Below are 16466 nucleotides of genomic sequence, written 5' to 3'. Positions count from 1 at the left end.
CTTCGCACTTGAGTTTTTGGCGTTGTTGCAAACGTGTTCGTCATCAGTCATGTGCTGCTTGTACACTCGCTCGACTCATTCATTTGCGCCTAGCCGAAATCTCAATTGCTGTGAGTATAGGATTCTGCTCCGTTTTCAGATTATTGTGTTTGACTTTGACCTTGACCTAGGTCTTGATCAGCACCCAGCAGACTGGGCTTAACTGAACGAGCACTTTGAATGACTAAAATGCTGTTGGTCAGTAAAATACGTTCTTGCTGTTGTCGACTTAAATATAATTGATAATTGATTTCTGCAAGCAAAAGGGCAATTTCTTTTTGTACTGTCTCAGGAGGAGCGCTTTGTATTTGTTGTTGCCATTGTTGTTGCTGCTGAGATTGTTGATTGTTACCACCCTGGCCACTGGCAGCATTGCTGATGTTTGCCAATCGCCAGGTTGCCATATTGTATTCATTTAATGCCTCACTTGTTTGCGCTGACTCGCTTTTCATCCTTTTCGACAGAATATAGTAAAGATTATTAATACCCACGGAAGTTTGAGCGGCATAGGTGCGCAAGGAAGAAAGATATTGTATCAGTGTATACTTCGCCTGTTGTGTGGAGAGATCGGTTGTTGTGCCAGTGGCTGCTGTATATAAATTACCATATTGTGTCCAGGTTGCTAAATCAATCGGCACTGTGCCTCCGCTGACATAGCGGATGAAATTTTCAGCAATTTGAGCTTCACTATTGGCGGTCAGTACATCTTGGCTTGAGGTGTCACTGCCTGCAGATGAGCTTGTTCCTGAGGCTGCCTGGCTTTCGGTAGAATAACTAAGCGGCGTTAGGAGAGAGTTGCTGCTCAGTTGCTGAAGCAGATTACTGTTGTCTGAACCGGTAATCCCTCCACTGGTGAAAAAAGTCGTGGGATTAGGAAGTGAGCCAATGACATCATTCACAACTTTTAAGTTGGTTAGCTGTTGCCCGGCATTCGTGCACGTTGTCAAAGGATCGGCTTTAAATGTTGTTGCGGTTTGACTTCCTAGACAGTAAGAATAGTCTGGTGTTGTCAGCGTATTCAATACTGATTGACTGCCCGGATCAGATTGGTACGGCTGTTGGTCAATCAAGCTACTGACCGATATGTTTCCGCCTGTAGTTGTGGTTGAACCGTAATTTTTAAAAATGGTAAGACTCATAATATTGGTTAGTGCGGTGATGGCCGGGATGTAGAGATTAGCAATTTGAGTTTGGGAAAGGTCTAAAAAGGGCAAAGGTGCGGCTGATTCAATAGGATTGTTTTGTGGGGCATTTCCTAGAGAAAACCCTAAATATTGCCCTAAATTATAAAGGTAAACCTGAATGCTTTGTAAGCTTGTGTTCATATCAGATAACTCAGGGGAGTAATTTTCACTCGTAGGAGCGGGCTCATAATCCGCAGCCTCAGCGGTGAAAAGGCTCATGGACAGCAAACAGGCGAAAAGCGAGCGGCCAATTATTTTCATTATTCTTCCCCTTCAAGAGCTCGTGCAACAAGTTTAAGACGGTATTCGGAAAAAACGCGCGATAATAAACGTAATCGTTCAAAGACAATGTTGCGTTTAAGGAAAAAACCAGATGGATCAGAACTTGACGTGCTGGTTTCTTCTGCATAAATCAGGATTTTTGAGGCACTGCCGGGATGAACGGTATCAATGGCTTGTAATAGTCGAAGTCCGCGTCCAGACTTTATATTGCCAACCAACCGAATGAATTTATCTTCTTCGCCCAAAGCATTCATATCGATGGTTTCGATATCATCCAATTCCTTGCCTAATTGTGCGATGGCTTGTTCAAGTCTGGTTTCTCCATCGAGGGTCCAGTCTTCCACGCTTTCCATAAAGGTAACGACCCGGTAAATCATAGGATCAATAAAATCATGCCAATATTGGGCAGAGGCTTCATGACTAAGATCAGGCATATTTACTCTTTTTTTACTTTTTACAGAGAAGAATGAATACGTTGTGTTTCAATTAACTATTATAATATAGTATAAAAAGTAAAAGTCTATTGGAATAAAGTAAGTTTTATGAAAAGACAATCTGGTTCCCGAATAGGGAATATAGTAAGAAGTATTTTCAATATTCGAGGCTGGGCTGACTGGGACCGAGTTAAAGGGGCGGCGGCTTATATTGGGAATGGACTCAAGCGACTGTTTGTACCGCAACGTGGCGCTCCAAAAGTATCATTCGAAGAGGTTAAAGCCCAATTTAATTTGACGGATGGCGAGCTTCTTGCAAAGCAAAAGGCATTGTTTCGATTATGTCTATTTATGATTTTTATTGCTATTCTCCTTTTAGCGTATGCGATTTATCGGTGTGTACTGGGTCATATGTTAGCGTTTTGGCTGAGCCTGATTGTAACATTTATTGCCCTGATTTTAGCCTTTCGCTATCACTTTTGGTATTTCCAGATTAAGGAACGAAAATTAGGTTGCTCCGTGCACGAATGGTTTAGGCAAGGCATAATGGGTGATAAACCATGAAAAAGTTTACCCTTAGTTTGTTTTTTACATTGTTCCCAACGTTGGTGTTGGCTGCAGATAGTCAGAGTCAAGGGTCGTTATCATTTGCGCCCCCGCCAGGCGATTATTCGGTTATATTCCTCGGTAATATTTTTGGCGTCGTAGATGGTGTGCTGCATGGCACAGGTTCTCAAATCATGGGAAGCATGTTTGCGGTGCTCAATGCTGCGGTACTTGCTTTAGGCGGTATTGTGATCATGTACACCTTGTTGGTGTCGACGTTAAACACCGCTCAGGAAGGGCAGTTTTTAGGTCAAAAGTGGTCTTCATTGTGGGTTCCTATCCGTACAACGTTTGGTTTGGCATTACTGATACCCAAAGCTTCCGGTTATTGTTTGATGCAAATTTTTGTCATGTGGATTGTTTTACAAGGGGTGGGAGCTGCGGATAAAGTGTGGGATGCTGCGCTGGGTTATTTAAACGGCGGTGGTTCCATTGTGATAAGCCAACCCAATCCCGCGCAAAACTATATGGGTAATTCAAGTGGCGGAAGTGATATTTTAAGCGGTGCACAAACGATTTTGGCTGGTCAAGTCTGTATGCTGGGCCTGCAGAAACAATTGGAAAATCAACGCACGGCGTATCTGCAACAGAAAAGCAATAATGCAGGGCCTTGCTATGGTGAGGATTTGTCTTCAAACATGCAGAGTTTTTGTGGTAACCCCGTTCCCGATTTTATCAGTACGGTTAACGTGGTTGCCAAACAATCAGCAAACCCAGCACAATCCAGCTATACGCTGGAGATGCCTAATTTTACGGATCCTCTATATTCTCAGTTGAATGGTACTTGCGGAACAATACAATGGAATGCTTTTTCTTTTAGTGATGCTAATTCCCAGAATCCGGTTTCAGATGCAAGTGTTTTACAAGTACTTGGCGGCGGCGGCAGCAATGCAAACTCTGCAAATGCTCAGCAGGACTTGGCGACGGCCAAAATGTCCAGAGCCATTGCTATCCAGCAAATGTATATGGAATTGGCCATGATTGCCCAAGTAATGGTCAATAATAATCCGACATTTGCTGCATCATCGTCACAAAATTCTACGACGTCAAATTATTCTAATCTTGCTATCCAACAGTATGGAGTCCCACAAACCACCACGGGTGATGTATGTGCAAACAGGGATACCACCAATTGTACGATGTGGGGGCCAGTAAAAGGGAGTGCAACGGCAACATTATTTAATGGCACCGAATTTCTAGGAGCGGTTTCTGATTATCAAACGATTATGTTGCCTACCTTGACGCTACAAAAGCAGGCAAAAGATGCGGGTACTGCTGCAAATGCACGCGCTTTTATCCAAAATGCAACCTCGCAAGGTTGGGTTATGGCTGGCAGCTACTTTTTTAATCTGGTGCGATTAAACGTGTCGGCCATGTCTGATTCTTCTGGTTTGGTAGACAAAGACAGCGGGTTAAAAAATTGCACGTTTCCTCTGAGTGGTCTGACTCAATTACAATGTTCTGGCAGCACCCCTCCTGTGTTGTGTGAATTATTTAATAATAACCCATCCTATGTCGCACAGGTTGCCTATCTGATTGCTGGAGGCGGGGAGGGAGTAAATTCCGTTTCTGCGGCCGATTATTCATTCTCAAGCCTTAATGTACAGGACACAAATTTTAATGATTCTACGGTGTATGGTTTTACCACCAATTCCAGTATAGTAACAACGCCGAACCAGCAGCCAGGCTTGAGTGGACCAAATTTTGGACCGTTGGGTGATATTCCTCCGGCAAATTTGAGTGCACTGCAATTGCCATACCCTTCGTTTAGTTGTGGTGGCGGGCATTTCTTTTTCTTCGTTTGCATCGGTAATCTTCTTGGCACCATGCTGTGGTATATTTTAGCCACCATCTATAACGTTTTCATGGCTTTATTGGGAACCTTCATTGAACAAATTGTATGGGGGTTTATACAAATGCCATTAAAAGCCATGGCAACCATCTTTGAAAACGGGGTGAGAATTATTACCGTGCCTGGCATCAACCCCGTAGTGGCTTTGGCTAATATGGGTACTTATTACATCAATTTTGCCGGCAATCTGTGGATAGAATTGATTATGATGGCCGCTATCCCTATTGTTGGTGTGTTCTTGTTCGCCATGATTGCGCTGATTTTGCCATTGTTATTAACCTGGACATTCATCATGGTTGGGGTTGGGTTTACAACCGCCTATTATGTCCCAATCCTACCCTACGTCATCTTTACCCTCGGTTCAATCGCCTGGCTTATTGCCGTCATCGAAGCCATGGTGGCTGCCCCTATTGTGGCTTTAGGCGTTACTCATCCGGAAGGACATGAAGCGTTTGGTAAGGGTGAGCAGGCCATCATGATTCTTATGAATGTCTTTTTAAGGCCCTCCATGATGATTATTGGCTACATTGCCGCGATTGCCCTTTCTTATGTAGGAGTCTGGGTGTTAAATGCAGGATTTTTGAATGCCATTGGTTTTCTGCAAGGATCAGGGGCGTTCGCCGATAATCCTAGCGTTGCCGATCAGGTTGCCCTAGGTGCTGGGTTTACCAATTTCACAGGCAGTAGTATATCAACTTCTGCAGGGACAATTTCGGGAGGGTATACCGGATGGGCCGGGGTCTACGCCTACTTTTTCTCTATTTTAATTTATACCATGCTGTATCTAACCATCGTTCAAAAAGCATTTACGTTGATTGCCTATCTTCCAGATAAAGTGTTGCGTTGGATTGGAGGGCAGCCCGAAGGTATGGGACAAGAAGCGGCCCAATGGGGTGAAGAAACGAAAGGAAAAATAGGTGAGGCTGGTAAAGAAACGTCAGCTGCTCAGGCTGCCATGGATAAACAATTACAAGGGTATGCTACCAAAGGAGTGGGTTGGGCTAAGAAAAAATTCGGCCAAGGTGGGGGAGGCTCTGCTCAAGCTACACCGGGTGGTAAGAAATCTTCACCTCCAACAGGCTCATCAGGCTCTACGCCGGTTGTTAAGTAAATTCGGTGATGACTCCCAGACTGTAAAAGATCTGGGAGTTTTAAGTTTTTAAAGGATAGCCAAACCATCTGTCGGTGGCAAAGACGATGATGGCGTTGTTATGAGGCAAGCGATTTTTGATAGTCTTTTGTGCCCGCCATGATGAGTTTGTAAGTTCTTTCATTAATAATGCCTTGCTTGAATTTTTCCTGGGCATCCTGAGTCATCAATTGGCCGCGTTGTCGCACTAGTTTGCGTGTTGTATTTGTCACTTCATTGGGATCACTTTCCAAAAGAATATCACGCGTTTCTTCATCAAAAACCAAATATTCACGTAATGCTACACGTCTGCCATCCACCGTAGGGACCAATTTTTGCCAAATGCAAAGACGGATGGTTTCTAAAATATCAATCGTTCTTCCTAAACGTTCTTCGCCCGTAAACGAGGTAACTAGACGTCGCATGGTTTCTGCCACACCAGAGGTATGTAAGGTAGTGTAAACGGGATGACCGGTCAGCGCTGCCTCCAAGGCGGCACTAATGGTCTCGCTATCACGGCACTCCCCAACCATAATTAAACGAGGTTTACGGCGCAAGGCATTGCGAACGCCATCAGCAAAAGAGGGTATATGGCGTGGAATTTCTGATTGACTAACCACCGAAGAAATCGTTTCGATTTCGTCAAAAACAAATTCAATAGGGGCTTCATAAGTGAGCACCTTACGGTTGGAGTCTTCTTTTTCAATAAGATTGCGAATAATTGAAGCTAATAGAGTGGATTTACCCGATCCAGTCGCACCCGTAATGAAGACAATGCCTTCTTGTGGTTCGATTGCTTCCAGAATACGGCCTGGTAAATTCATGGTTTCTAATTTGGGAGGTGTCGTAGGAATCGTTCGCAGGGTAATTTGGATGGCATCATGTCCTTCTACAAGACAGGCTGTACCATTAACCCGATAGCGATAACGTACACCTCGGTTTGGACGGAATTCATAATGCGTATCAATATCCTGGCCCGCTAGCAATTGCGTAGTGGCGTTTGGACCATAAATGGCGTTAATTAAATCACCAAGCTCTGTGTTAGAAAGACGACGATTTGTTATTTTAATCAGCCTTCCATACACTTCAGCAAAAATAGGTTCACCAGTCTGAATCGTTATATCAGACGCATTAAGATGTTCAGCGTGCTCAAGCATTCTATCCATAAAAACAGGGGTAAAACGCGTGGGCTCGTCTGGCATCAAATTTATATGCTCATTATTCATATTCAAGCTTATACCTCAATGGTGATTATTGATTGTTGAATAAGGCTTCTGGAGGTAGATAGTACCGCAGGTTGAGTTTGCATGCCGCATAGCGTTGCTGAAATGCAACGGAGCAAGCGGTGTCAGTTATTGTTTCTATCGCTTCTCGTTCATCAGCTGATTGGGGTGATGATTGGTTGCCAAGCCTTACTTGTTATTTTTATTTTAGCCGCTTTTACTAATTTTTCCATGTTTCTGAATTGTTCCAAAGCGTCTTCATCCTTGGCTACAGCAGCGCGCCATTCCTTGCTGTTTGTATTTAAAGCAGGTAATGCCGTGATGCGCAAGACCCTGTCATCAATATGTATTTCTTCGCCATCGCCTGTAATACCTAAATCAGTGTGGGAAACATAGGGAGGAGAAACCATGTTCATTGCCAATAATTTTCGATACAAAATCATGCCTCTGAAATCTTCCTTAATGCGGGCAATATTTTCTTCGAGAATGATATTGGCTTGTTCTATGCCTTGTTTCCATCCTTTTTCAACGCATTCCATCCATATGGCGCGTTCTTCTTTTGTTTTGGGTAAAAGCGTTACATGAGGGTAATCTGGCTTTTTATAGTCCATCCATAAATACTGTCGCCAGTTTGGAGGAGTGGTAATAAATCGAGCTTGCTTGGCGACCTTATAAGTTCTGTCTGAAATACGGATGGTTTGTGTGTCTGCCAGGTTAAGCGTATTACGACCTTCCAGTAAAACAGGGGGCAAAATATTATGGGGAAGAACAAGTGCATTAAAATCATATATTGCATCAAGATTGCGTGTTTCCTTAACGAGCTGCTCGTCAATAAATTTAGCCCTCCAAGCAAGCCCGGATTGCGCGCCTAAACCCAAAGCCGTTTCCCTGATAGCCACTTCACGAATTTTGCCACCAGTGCGGGCGGCTGTTTTGGCCGTATTATTATTAGCCATTGCCTGTAATCCTGCGAGTGAGCCGGTGTCACCCACTGGACCTGCAGGAGAAGAACAGCCTATGAGTAAGGCGGTTAATATAATAGGGATACTATGAGTAAAGTTTGGCATAACGCAATTCTATTACCTGACTGTTAGGATATACGTGAATGTAAGCTTTTTTTCCGGCTTGATAATCAATATCTCGTAAAATTTCTGCCAGACTTTCATCTTTTACATTGAGACTAATTAAAACGGGAATCGCAGGTTCTTTGCCCAATACTCTTATACGGTAATGAGCAGCTTTAGCAACACGTTCAGTTAATTCTGCAATAGGGCCTGCCCAATCAACGGAAGCACGAGCCTGCAAGTTGTAAGCATTGGGAATGGTCAACACATTATCTTTTGTTGGTGGGGTAATAATTTTTTCTACCCGTGCCATTTCTAGCATGGAATCACTAACAGAATTTGCAGCTTCTGCCAATTTTATGGTGGCATCGTCGCTGGGATCGTTATGAGGAGGTTTCTTATAGATAGCTGTGGTTCCACATCCTGTGATCCATATGGATGCCAAAAAAGCATGACAAGCTTATTTTTCATCTTGTTATTTGATTAACGATAAGATTAGCATTGATTGAAACAGGAGCATGACAGCTTGTCAAGAAGATAGTGTGTATTTTCAAATAAGTATGTTTTTGGGTGATTGGATATCGCCTTATGATGCAGTTCGGATTTTTCTATACAGCGCATAAACCACTTGCCCTGCTCGCTTCAGGCGGATGGTTTGCCAGATGGAGGTATCCAACACAATCTCATGCGCTGCCTCGAGGTAGAGCAAGCCATTTTCGGGAAGTATTTCTGTTTGTTCCAACATGGGCAGACAATGAAGAATGTAATTCTTAGCGAAGGGTGGGTCAAAAAATATGATGTCGAATGTTTCATCCGTTTGTCTAAGATACTCCCGAGCGTCTGCTTTGATAACGTTCAAGCTTGAGGGATCAAACTCTAAGATGAGAGACTTCAGGTTGGTATAAGCCTTGGCTGATTGTTCTACGAAGGTCACTTTAGAAGCACCTCGTGAAAATGCTTCAAGTCCTAAGGCTCCGCTTCCTGCAAAGGCATCCAGGCAGCGGGAGCCACGAATATCATGCATTAGCCAGTTAAATAATGTTTCCCGAACCCGATCAGGCGTGGGGCGTAATCCTTCAAGGGCTGGAAAACGCAGTTTTTTTCCTCGGAAGCGTCCACCAATGATACGAATGACTTGTTTCACGTGTTGCCTACGGTTACTTGTAATAACTTATTTGGTGTTATTAATTGTGCAAATGCTTCTTTTATCTGTGTGGTGGTTACTTTCTCTATCTGGGCCGTGTAGGTATCGAGATAATTTTCTGGCAGATGATAAAAAGCTATTTTGAGCAGCATATTGGCGATACTACGGTTACTGGCTAGTGATAAAGGAAAACTGCCAATTAAATATTGTTTTGCTGCCGTTAATTCTTCTTCACTGGGTCCTGCTTTAAGATAAGCCTCTAAGGTTTTCCGTGTGACATCAATAGCCATTGCCGCCTGTTTATTTTGCGTAGATAAACTGATGATAAAAGGACCTAGTGCCGGCATGGGTATAAATTGACTATAAATGCCGTAGGTTAATCCTCTTTTTTGCCGTACTTCGTCACCTAATTGCGAAACCAATGTTCCACCTCCCAGGATGTGATTACCAACCATCAGGGGGAAATAGTTTTTATTATGATGTTCAATTCCCAATTGCCCAAGGCGAATGACGCTTTGTGAGGAGGGGAATTGAACTTCAATGTTTAATTCTTCTGGCAGAGAATGCGCTCGTGGAATCGTTGCGGCTGCTTCGCCTTCGGGTAAATCTTTTGTTAATTTTTCTGCCAGTTGTTGCGCAGTGGATTTATCGATAGCACCAACCATCACAATAACCGCGTTACGATTAACAAAAAATTGCTGATAGAAACGATGTACTTGCTCAATGGTCAAAGCTTTTACACGGTCTTGCGTTCCATTAATAGGATGTGCATAAGGATGGTCACCATAAAGTGCTTTGAAAAAGGTTTGATTTGCAATTTCTTCGGGTGATTCTTGAGCTTGGGCGATGGCCATTAGTTGTTGATTTTTTTCACGTTCAAAGGCTTGCAATGGAAAATCAGGATGATTCACAATCAGCGCAAAAATATCGCTGGCTGCGTTGAGTGATTTTGGATCGGTTAGTGTTTTTAAATTTAATACCGCCATATCTCGAGAGCTTTCTCCTTCATACTGCGCGCCCGTTTCTGCCAATTTCTCGGCAATCGTATTGGCATCAAGACCGGCATTTCCTTGGTTCAGCAACTCCGTGGTTAACGCACTTAAACCGAAATGTTCGCCATCATAAGCGGAGCCGGCTGCAAAAGCGATGCTGATGTCAAGCATGGGGACTTCCATGGCTTGATAGAAAACCACGCGTGTGCCATGAGAAGTCAGCCAATATTGTGCTTCAAATGATTTAGCAGCCAGAGTTTGGGGTAAAATAAAGAATGAGCAGAGTAAAGCCAATAAGGATCTCATAGTGGTCCCTTCAGTGATTGATTAGCACGTTTAGTTTTTTCTTTTTCACCCGGATTGGTTGGGATCAATTCAGCTTCCGTGAGAAATTCTTCTTTAAAATAATGCTGCGCTGTTCCTTGTATCTGTTCGGCAGTAATGGCATTGATTTTTTCTATGTATTTCTCAGCGGTTTGCCAGCCAACCCCAATCGTTTCCAGTAAACCCAGTTCCATGGCCTGACTAAAGATAGAATCTTGTTCAAATATTTTTTGAGCGATGATTTGGGTTTTAATCCGTTGTAATTCCTCTTCACTAATTTTTCGTTTTTAAGGCGTTTTATTTCAGATAAAAATCCTTCTTTCAAATCCGTTACTGAGTGAGCTTGGTTAGGGCTTCCATATAGTACAAATTGAGTTTGATAACGTGAGTAGAGGTTATAATATATATCTGCAGTACTGGCAATGTGTTTGCCGCGGACTAAATTTTTACTAAAACGTCCATTATCACCCGCATCCAAAATACCGGCTATAATTTCCAAGGCATAAGGCTCAGCGGCATGTTCGGCTGCCACAGTTTTCACGGTAGGGACCGTATATCCAAGCATGAGTACTGGCACTTGTGCTGGGGCATGCACTTGCACTGTTTTTTGACCTAACATGGGCGGTTCAACTTGTAATTTTCGCAGAGGTTGCGGCCGTGGTTTGATTTTGCCAAAATATTTTTTTGCAAGCTGATAAACTTGTTGAGGATTTACATCACCAACGACAACCAAGGTGGCATTATTGGGAGCGTAATAACGTTCATACCAGGCTTTTGCATCTTCGACCCGCATCTGTTCCAAATCGCTCATCCACCCAATCACAGGATGATGATAAGGAGAGGCCAGATGAGCGGTTGCTAAAAAGCGCTCAAACGTAAGTGCCTGGGGGTTATCATCGGTGCGCATGCGTCTTTCTTCCTGAATGACTTTAATTTCTCTTCCAAATTCTTCTTTATCCAGCAATAAATTTTGCATGCGATCCGCCTCTAATTCGAAACTGGTGGCTAAATTAGAGGCTGCAATTTTCTCAAAATATGCGGTGTAGTCGGTATTGGTGAACGCATTTTCTTGCCCGCCAAGTGCAGCAATGGTTTTGGAGAAAACGCCCACCGGATATTTTATTGTTCCTTTAAACATGAGATGTTCAAGGGCATGCGAAAGCCCTGTGCGTCCACCCACTTCATCAGCAGAGCCAACATTATACCAAATCATAGAGACAACCACGGGCGCACGATGGTCTTCTTTCACCACTACTTTTAAGCCATTGTCCAGGGTAAATTGCTGGGTTTGGCTGAACGTCTGACAGGATAACAGCGCTAACAGCGACATTAAGACGATGCGCATGATACACCTCACTGAAAAAAGTGATAGAATTCCATATTTCCTTTATTTTGTATACCTATGATCAAATGGTTTAAACGAAATCAGGATGGTAAGCCATCCGCATCTATTGAGAAGCCGAGCGACTCATCGACGGATGCCTTGCTGCCAACGAGGGTAGAACAAGCGCCAGTCAATAAGCCGGCCAAGCAAAATTTATTCACACGCTTTAAGCAAGGATTAAGCAAAACCCGCCACCAATTAGGAGATGGCATCGGTCGATTGCTGCTTGGTAAAAAAGAAATTGATGTTGAATTATTGGAAGAGCTGGAAACATTGCTTTTAAGTGCTGATGTAGGGATTGATACTACAAAGTTAATTATACAACAGCTAAGCGATGGTTTAACCAGAAGGCTGTTAGCAGATGGTGATGCTGTCTATGCGGCTTTAAAGACTCATTTACAAGGCATTCTTACGAAAGAAGCGGCGCCACTAACTTTGGAAACAGGTGATAGTAATCCTTTTGTTATTCTGATGGTTGGTGTAAATGGTGCAGGAAAAACGACAACCATTGGCAAACTTGCCAAGCAATACCAACAACTCGGAAAAAAAGTCATGTTGGCGGCAGGAGACACTTTTCGTGCCGCAGCCATAGAACAATTACAAGCCTGGGGAGAGCGAAATCAGATTGCGGTGATTTCCCAGCATACGGGGGCTGACAGTGCTTCGGTTATTTTTGATGCTTTTCAGGCAGCAAAAGCCCGCGGCATGGATGTATTGATAGCGGATACAGCTGGACGTTTGCATACCCAGCAAAATCTTATGGATGAGTTAAAAAAGTAAAACGTGTTTTGAAAAAAATTGATGGGAATGCTCCGCATGAAACCATGTTGGTATTGGATGCAACCATTGGTCAAAATGCGTTAAATCAAGCGCGTCAGTTTCATCAAGCCATTGGCGTGAGCGGTATTACGATGACGAAACTTGATGGTACGGCTAAAGGAGGAATATTATTTGCTATTGCCAGCGAATTAGAGATACCATTTCGTTATCTGGGGATGGGTGAGGGAATTGATGACTTGCGACCATTCAATGCCTCGCAATTTGTTAATGCAATTTTCAATGATGATAATATTTAACCAGGTTAGCAAACGATATCCAGGCGGTTATGAAGCGTTAAGCGACATTAATTTTTCTCTTGAAAAAGGTGAAATGGCCTTTCTTACCGGCCATTCGGGCGCGGGTAAAAGCACTTTACTTAAGCTTATTGCCATGCTTGAACTGCCTTCTTCCGGCCAAATTGTTATCAATGGTTTGCGGTTGAATCAGCTGAAGAAACGAGACATACCGCATTATCGCTGTACTTTGGGAATTACTTTTCAATCACCCTATTTACTGAATGACAGAACAGTCTTTGATAACGTTGCTTTACCCTTGAAAATTCAGGGGGTATCTTCGCAAGTGATTGCTAAAAGGGTGCGGGCCGCATTAGATATGGTGGGTTTGCTGAATAAGGAAAAAATACTGCCTCTTCATCTTTCTGGGGGGGAACAACAGCGGGTAGGTATTGCCCGTGCTGTTGTGCATAAACCAGCTTTATTATTAGCGGATGAACCTACAGGGAATTTAGATCCTGCGTTATCGACCGAGGTTATGAAGCTGTTTGAGCAATTAAATCAAGTTGGTGTTGGTGTGTTGGTGGCCACTCATGATTTGGCTCTCATTGCTGGAATGAGGCATCGAATTGTCATGCTAAAAGGTGGGCGCATATGCTGACTAAACTGCACACCTATTTTGATCATCATCGAGAAGCTATGGTTGCCAGTATTCGTCTTTTTGGCCAAAAGCCATTTGCTGCTGCAATGACGATGATGGTTATTGCAATTACATTGGCATTACCGGCATTGTTCTGGGTATTTGCTTATAATTTGGAGCAATTGACAAATAACTGGCAGCAAGGTGGTCGGATTTCCCTCTATCTTAAGCCTTCTCTCTCTTCCCAAGAGGCCGAGAGTGTTTTATTACGTGTTCGTACCCTACAAGGCGTAGCCCAGGCTGTTTTGAAATCACCGGAGGAGGGGCTTGCCGAACTCAAGACCCAGGAAGGAATGGAAGATATTATGGAATATCTTTCTGAAAACCCTTTGCCCGCAGTCATTGATATCACTCCGGAATTAAACGTCGATGCACCAGCAAAACTGGAACAATTATATTTGCAATTAAAATCTTACCCCCAGGTGGAACAAGCCAAAATTGATATGCAATGGGTCAATCGTTTACATGCAATTCTTGGGCTTGTTACAAGGATTACCCATGGATTAATGCTTATTCTTGCATCCGCTGTCCTATTGATCATTGGTAATACCTTGCGACTGGCGATTCAAAACCGTCGAGAAGAGATTCAGATACTCAAGCTGATTGGGGCAACGGATCCTTTTATTCTTCGTCCTTTTCTTTACTCTGGTATTTTGTATGGTCTTGCCGGTGCAATATTTGCAGTGTTAGTGGTTAATCTATTCATGTTAAGTTTAGCGCTGGCCATGAGGCATTTGGCGACTGCTTTTCAAATACCTTCTCCTTTCTTGATTTTATCCTTTTCTCAAGCATTGCTCTTGATATGTTCAGCCACTATACTGGGTTGGTTAGGGGCGCGTTTATCTGTTAAAAGACAATTGGCTTCTATTGAACCCTATAGTTGATGTATAATCCTAGAAAACGCAGTTGACCCTGACTCCGCAGTCAATCTGCATTGAGTCAGTCTACAATGCTTTCTCGGATTTTTTCGTTCACCATGGTGGTGACTACTGCTTTTGTCTTGGTTTGATGAGGAATAACAATGAGTCTACCGTTGCAATGTTCAACTATGAATTTGCCAGTGGGCAGCCTTGATGCGTATATTCATCGTGTCAACCAAATTCCCATGCTTTCAGCCGAAGAAGAATATGAGCTTGCTCGACGTTTCCATATAGAAGGGGATTTGGAAGGAGCTCGTCAGCTCATTCTTGCTCATTTACGCTACGTTGTTCGCGTAGCTCGTGGTTACTTGGGGTATGGCTTGCCGCTGGGTGACTTAATCCAGGAAGGTAATGTTGGTTTAATGAAGGCGGTTAAGCGTTTTGACCCCAGTCTAGGGGTGCGTTTGGTCTCTTTTGCTGTGCACTGGATTCGGGCAGAAATTCATGAATTTGTATTACAGAATTGGCGAATTGTCAAAGTAGCAACCACTAAGGCGCAACGTAAATTATTTTTTAATATGCGCCAAATGAAAAAGCGTTTAGGTTGGATGAATGCGGAAGAGGTAGATGCTGTAGCTCAGGATTTAGGTGTTACTCGCGAAGATGTTCTTGTCATGGAACAGCGATTGAATGCGATGGATATGCCCTATGATGCTCCGGATTCTGATGAGGATGATCATACGTATACTTCAGTTCCTGCACGGTATTTACAAGACGTCGGCAGTGATCCAGCTTATATGCTTGAACAGGAAGATAGCAGCATACAAAGCCATGAGAAATTGCATTTGGCCATGGAACGTCTGGATGACCGAAGCCAGGATATTTTGCGAGAGCGTTGGCTGGCCAATGACAAAGCGATGACGTTGCATGCGCTGGCAGAAAAATATGGTGTTTCAGCAGAACGTGTTCGACAGTTAGAAAAAAATGCCATGAAAAAATTGCGGTTGTATATGGAGGCCATGTAGCCTGGTTAACGCGCATAAGCGGTAACCAGGGTTGATCATCAGCATGCTTCCTATTGAAAAGCATGGTATTGCTAATCAAGATCGCAGTTACCCGTTTGCAAGCAAACGGGTTACGCACTCTGGCTGTAATCAGCGTTCATTGATTGTTTAGTTTTTCCAACAATGCTTTTTTAGTATCTTCATCGACAAACGCACGGTTGATTGCCATGGCAGTAATATCTTCCATGGTTTTATCACTATAACCATAAGCGTCTTGGACGCGAGCATATTCTTGAGCCAAGGTTGTGCGCATGAAAGGTGGATCGTCGGAATTCAAGCTGACGGTAATGCCTGCTTCCAATAGCCTTGGAAAAGGGTGGCTATTAAAATCTTTAAAAAGACCCAGTTTGATATTACTGGAAGGGCAAATCTCTAAGGCAATGTCCCGTTCTTTCACTAAGGCCATTGTTTCTGGTGAATGAATGACTTGAACTCCATGGCCAATGCGTTGGATAGGAAGATGTTCCATCGCTTCTACCATACCACTCGCTGGAGCAAATTCACCAGCATGAACGGTGCAATACAAACCAGCTTCGGCGGCAATGTGGTAAGCTTGGCGGAACAATTTGGGTGGAAAGTTAATTTCATCACCACCTAAACCAAAACCCGTCACGCAGGGAACAGATTCTTTCATAATTTGTTTTGCAGCACGCACGGCAGCTTCCGGACCAAAATGGCGTACCGCAACAATAATAATCCGTCCAATAATTCCAAATTGATGCTGTGCATCATCAATGGCTTGCTGAATAGCATGTAAATGTTCAATGGAAGGAATACCGCTTGCTTTTTCTGCATGATCGGGAGAATACATCATTTCTACGTAAATGGTATTTTCCAAGGCATTGGTGCGTAAATAATCAAAGGTGATATCGTAGTAATCCTGCGGTTTTTTAATTAGGTCAGCAACAACATCAAACACTTGCAGGAAATGAAGAAAATCTCGAGAAAAATAACTTTGACCATCTTCAGTGATTAACCCTTGGGGAAGTTGCAGTTTGTTGCGTTTTGCTAATGTTTGCGCAAGTTCCGGCGAAATGGTTCCTTCTAAATGAACATGTAATTCTGCTTTCTTTATTTTCATGGTATTTGCTCTTTCCTGTATTAATGCATGGCAACTTTAATAAAAACCCGAT

General features: G+C 43.2%; 13 protein-coding genes and 2 pseudogenes. 6 read left to right on the top strand and 9 right to left on the bottom strand.

The features are described 5' to 3' along the window. Positions 1-140 precede the first annotated feature (140 nt). Both LOA_RS11945 and icmW read right to left on the bottom strand, forming a co-directional pair. A complete protein-coding gene (locus LOA_RS11945) occupies positions 141-1484 on the bottom strand; it encodes a hypothetical protein (RefSeq protein WP_025386535.1) in 1344 nt (447 codons plus the stop codon). Beyond that, positions 1484-1939, bottom strand: a complete 456-nt coding sequence (gene icmW / locus LOA_RS11940; RefSeq protein WP_025386534.1) for a type IVB secretion system protein IcmW — start codon at positions 1937-1939, stop codon at positions 1484-1486. Before icmW ends, LOA_RS11945 begins: the two co-directional genes overlap by 1 nt. Positions 1940-2047: 108 nt before the next feature. Between icmW and icmV the strand changes: the two genes are divergently transcribed. Together icmV and dotA are read left to right on the top strand one after the other, a co-directional pair. Continuing rightward, entirely contained in the window at positions 2048-2503 is a 456-nt protein-coding gene (icmV, locus tag LOA_RS11935) for a type IVB secretion system protein IcmV (RefSeq protein WP_025386533.1), read from the top strand. Next, a complete protein-coding gene (dotA, locus tag LOA_RS11930) occupies positions 2500-5508 on the top strand; it encodes a type IVB secretion system protein DotA (RefSeq protein ID WP_025386532.1) in 3009 nt (1002 codons plus the stop codon). Before icmV ends, dotA begins: the two co-directional genes overlap by 4 nt. Positions 5509-5606: 98 nt before the next feature. Here dotA and dotB read toward each other — a convergent pair whose 3' ends face one another. The 6 genes and pseudogenes from dotB to LOA_RS11900 form a co-directional block, all read right to left on the bottom strand. Next, positions 5607-6752, bottom strand: coding sequence for a Dot/Icm type IV secretion system ATPase DotB (gene dotB, locus LOA_RS11925; protein ID WP_025386531.1), 1146 nt, complete (start codon positions 6750-6752; stop codon positions 5607-5609). 152 nt (positions 6753-6904) lie between these two features. Further along, a complete protein-coding gene (locus LOA_RS11920; protein ID WP_025386530.1) occupies positions 6905-7816 on the bottom strand; it encodes a type IV secretion system DotC family protein in 912 nt (303 codons plus the stop codon). Continuing rightward, positions 7797-8258, bottom strand: a complete 462-nt coding sequence (gene dotD, locus LOA_RS11915; protein WP_025386529.1) for a type IVB secretion system lipoprotein DotD — start codon at positions 8256-8258, stop codon at positions 7797-7799. The genes LOA_RS11920 and dotD overlap by 20 nt, the downstream gene beginning before the upstream one ends. Positions 8259-8399: 141 nt before the next feature. Next, the gene (gene rsmD, locus LOA_RS11910; protein WP_025386528.1) at positions 8400-8957 is read right to left on the bottom strand and encodes a 16S rRNA (guanine(966)-N(2))-methyltransferase RsmD; all 558 of its coding nucleotides are present in this window, start codon (positions 8955-8957) and stop codon (positions 8400-8402) included. Further along, positions 8954-10255 carry a M16 family metallopeptidase gene (locus LOA_RS11905; protein ID WP_025386527.1) on the bottom strand — a complete coding sequence of 434 codons (1302 nt, stop codon included), beginning with the start codon at positions 10253-10255 and terminating at the stop codon, positions 8954-8956. Before LOA_RS11905 ends, rsmD begins: the two co-directional genes overlap by 4 nt. After that, positions 10252-11618, bottom strand: a pseudogene (locus LOA_RS11900) (M16 family metallopeptidase). Before LOA_RS11900 ends, LOA_RS11905 begins: the two are co-directional and overlap by 4 nt. A gap of 138 nt (positions 11619-11756) precedes the next feature. On the opposite strand from LOA_RS11900, the pseudogene ftsY reads away from it, so the two are divergent. From ftsY to rpoH, 4 genes and pseudogenes are all read left to right on the top strand, one after another. Next, positions 11757-12733 (top strand): annotated as a pseudogene (ftsY, locus tag LOA_RS11895) (signal recognition particle-docking protein FtsY). After that, positions 12720-13370 (top strand): cell division ATP-binding protein FtsE, encoded by a 651-nt coding sequence (gene ftsE / locus LOA_RS11890; RefSeq protein ID WP_025386526.1) that lies wholly within the window; start codon positions 12720-12722, stop codon positions 13368-13370. The pseudogene ftsY and the gene ftsE overlap by 14 nt, the downstream one beginning before the upstream one ends. Beyond that, positions 13364-14293 (top strand): permease-like cell division protein FtsX, encoded by a 930-nt coding sequence (ftsX, locus tag LOA_RS11885; protein ID WP_025386525.1) that lies wholly within the window; start codon positions 13364-13366, stop codon positions 14291-14293. Before ftsE ends, ftsX begins: the two co-directional genes overlap by 7 nt. A 137-nt stretch (positions 14294-14430) precedes the next feature. Further along, on the top strand, positions 14431-15294 hold the full coding sequence (gene rpoH / locus LOA_RS11880; RefSeq protein ID WP_025386524.1) for an RNA polymerase sigma factor RpoH: 864 nt from the start codon (positions 14431-14433) through the stop codon (positions 15292-15294). 136 nt (positions 15295-15430) lie between these two features. Here the strand turns inward: rpoH and LOA_RS11875 are convergent, their stop codons facing one another. Next, the gene (locus LOA_RS11875; protein WP_025386523.1) at positions 15431-16414 is read right to left on the bottom strand and encodes an adenosine deaminase; all 984 of its coding nucleotides are present in this window, start codon (positions 16412-16414) and stop codon (positions 15431-15433) included. Positions 16415-16466: the final 52 nt, after the last annotated feature.

Source organism: Legionella oakridgensis ATCC 33761 = DSM 21215, from assembly GCF_000512355.1.
Lineage (GTDB): Bacteria > Pseudomonadota > Gammaproteobacteria > Legionellales > Legionellaceae > Legionella_A > Legionella_A oakridgensis.
This window is presented reverse-complemented; position numbering and strand designations above follow the sequence as displayed.

Bases quoted from the DNA above. Each gene is read 5' to 3' on its own strand.
- LOA_RS11945 (WP_025386535.1), bottom strand. From the start codon at position 1,484: ATGAAAATAATTGGCCGCTCGCTTTTCGCCTGTTTGCTGTCCATGAGC.
- icmW (WP_025386534.1), bottom strand. From the start codon at position 1,939: ATGCCTGATCTTAGTCATGAAGCCTCTGCCCAATATTGGCATGATTTT.
- icmV (WP_025386533.1), top strand. From the start codon at position 2,048: ATGAAAAGACAATCTGGTTCCCGAATAGGGAATATAGTAAGAAGTATT.
- dotA (WP_025386532.1), top strand. From the start codon at position 2,500: ATGAAAAAGTTTACCCTTAGTTTGTTTTTTACATTGTTCCCAACGTTG.
- dotB (WP_025386531.1), bottom strand. From the start codon at position 6,752: ATGAATAATGAGCATATAAATTTGATGCCAGACGAGCCCACGCGTTTT.
- LOA_RS11920 (WP_025386530.1), bottom strand. From the start codon at position 7,816: ATGCCAAACTTTACTCATAGTATCCCTATTATATTAACCGCCTTACTC.
- LOA_RS11905 (WP_025386527.1), bottom strand. From the start codon at position 10,255: ATGAGATCCTTATTGGCTTTACTCTGCTCATTCTTTATTTTACCCCAA.
- ftsE (WP_025386526.1), top strand. From the start codon at position 12,720: ATGATAATATTTAACCAGGTTAGCAAACGATATCCAGGCGGTTATGAA.
- ftsX (WP_025386525.1), top strand. From the start codon at position 13,364: ATGCTGACTAAACTGCACACCTATTTTGATCATCATCGAGAAGCTATG.
- rpoH (WP_025386524.1), top strand. From the start codon at position 14,431: ATGAGTCTACCGTTGCAATGTTCAACTATGAATTTGCCAGTGGGCAGC.
- LOA_RS11875 (WP_025386523.1), bottom strand. From the start codon at position 16,414: ATGAAAATAAAGAAAGCAGAATTACATGTTCATTTAGAAGGAACCATT.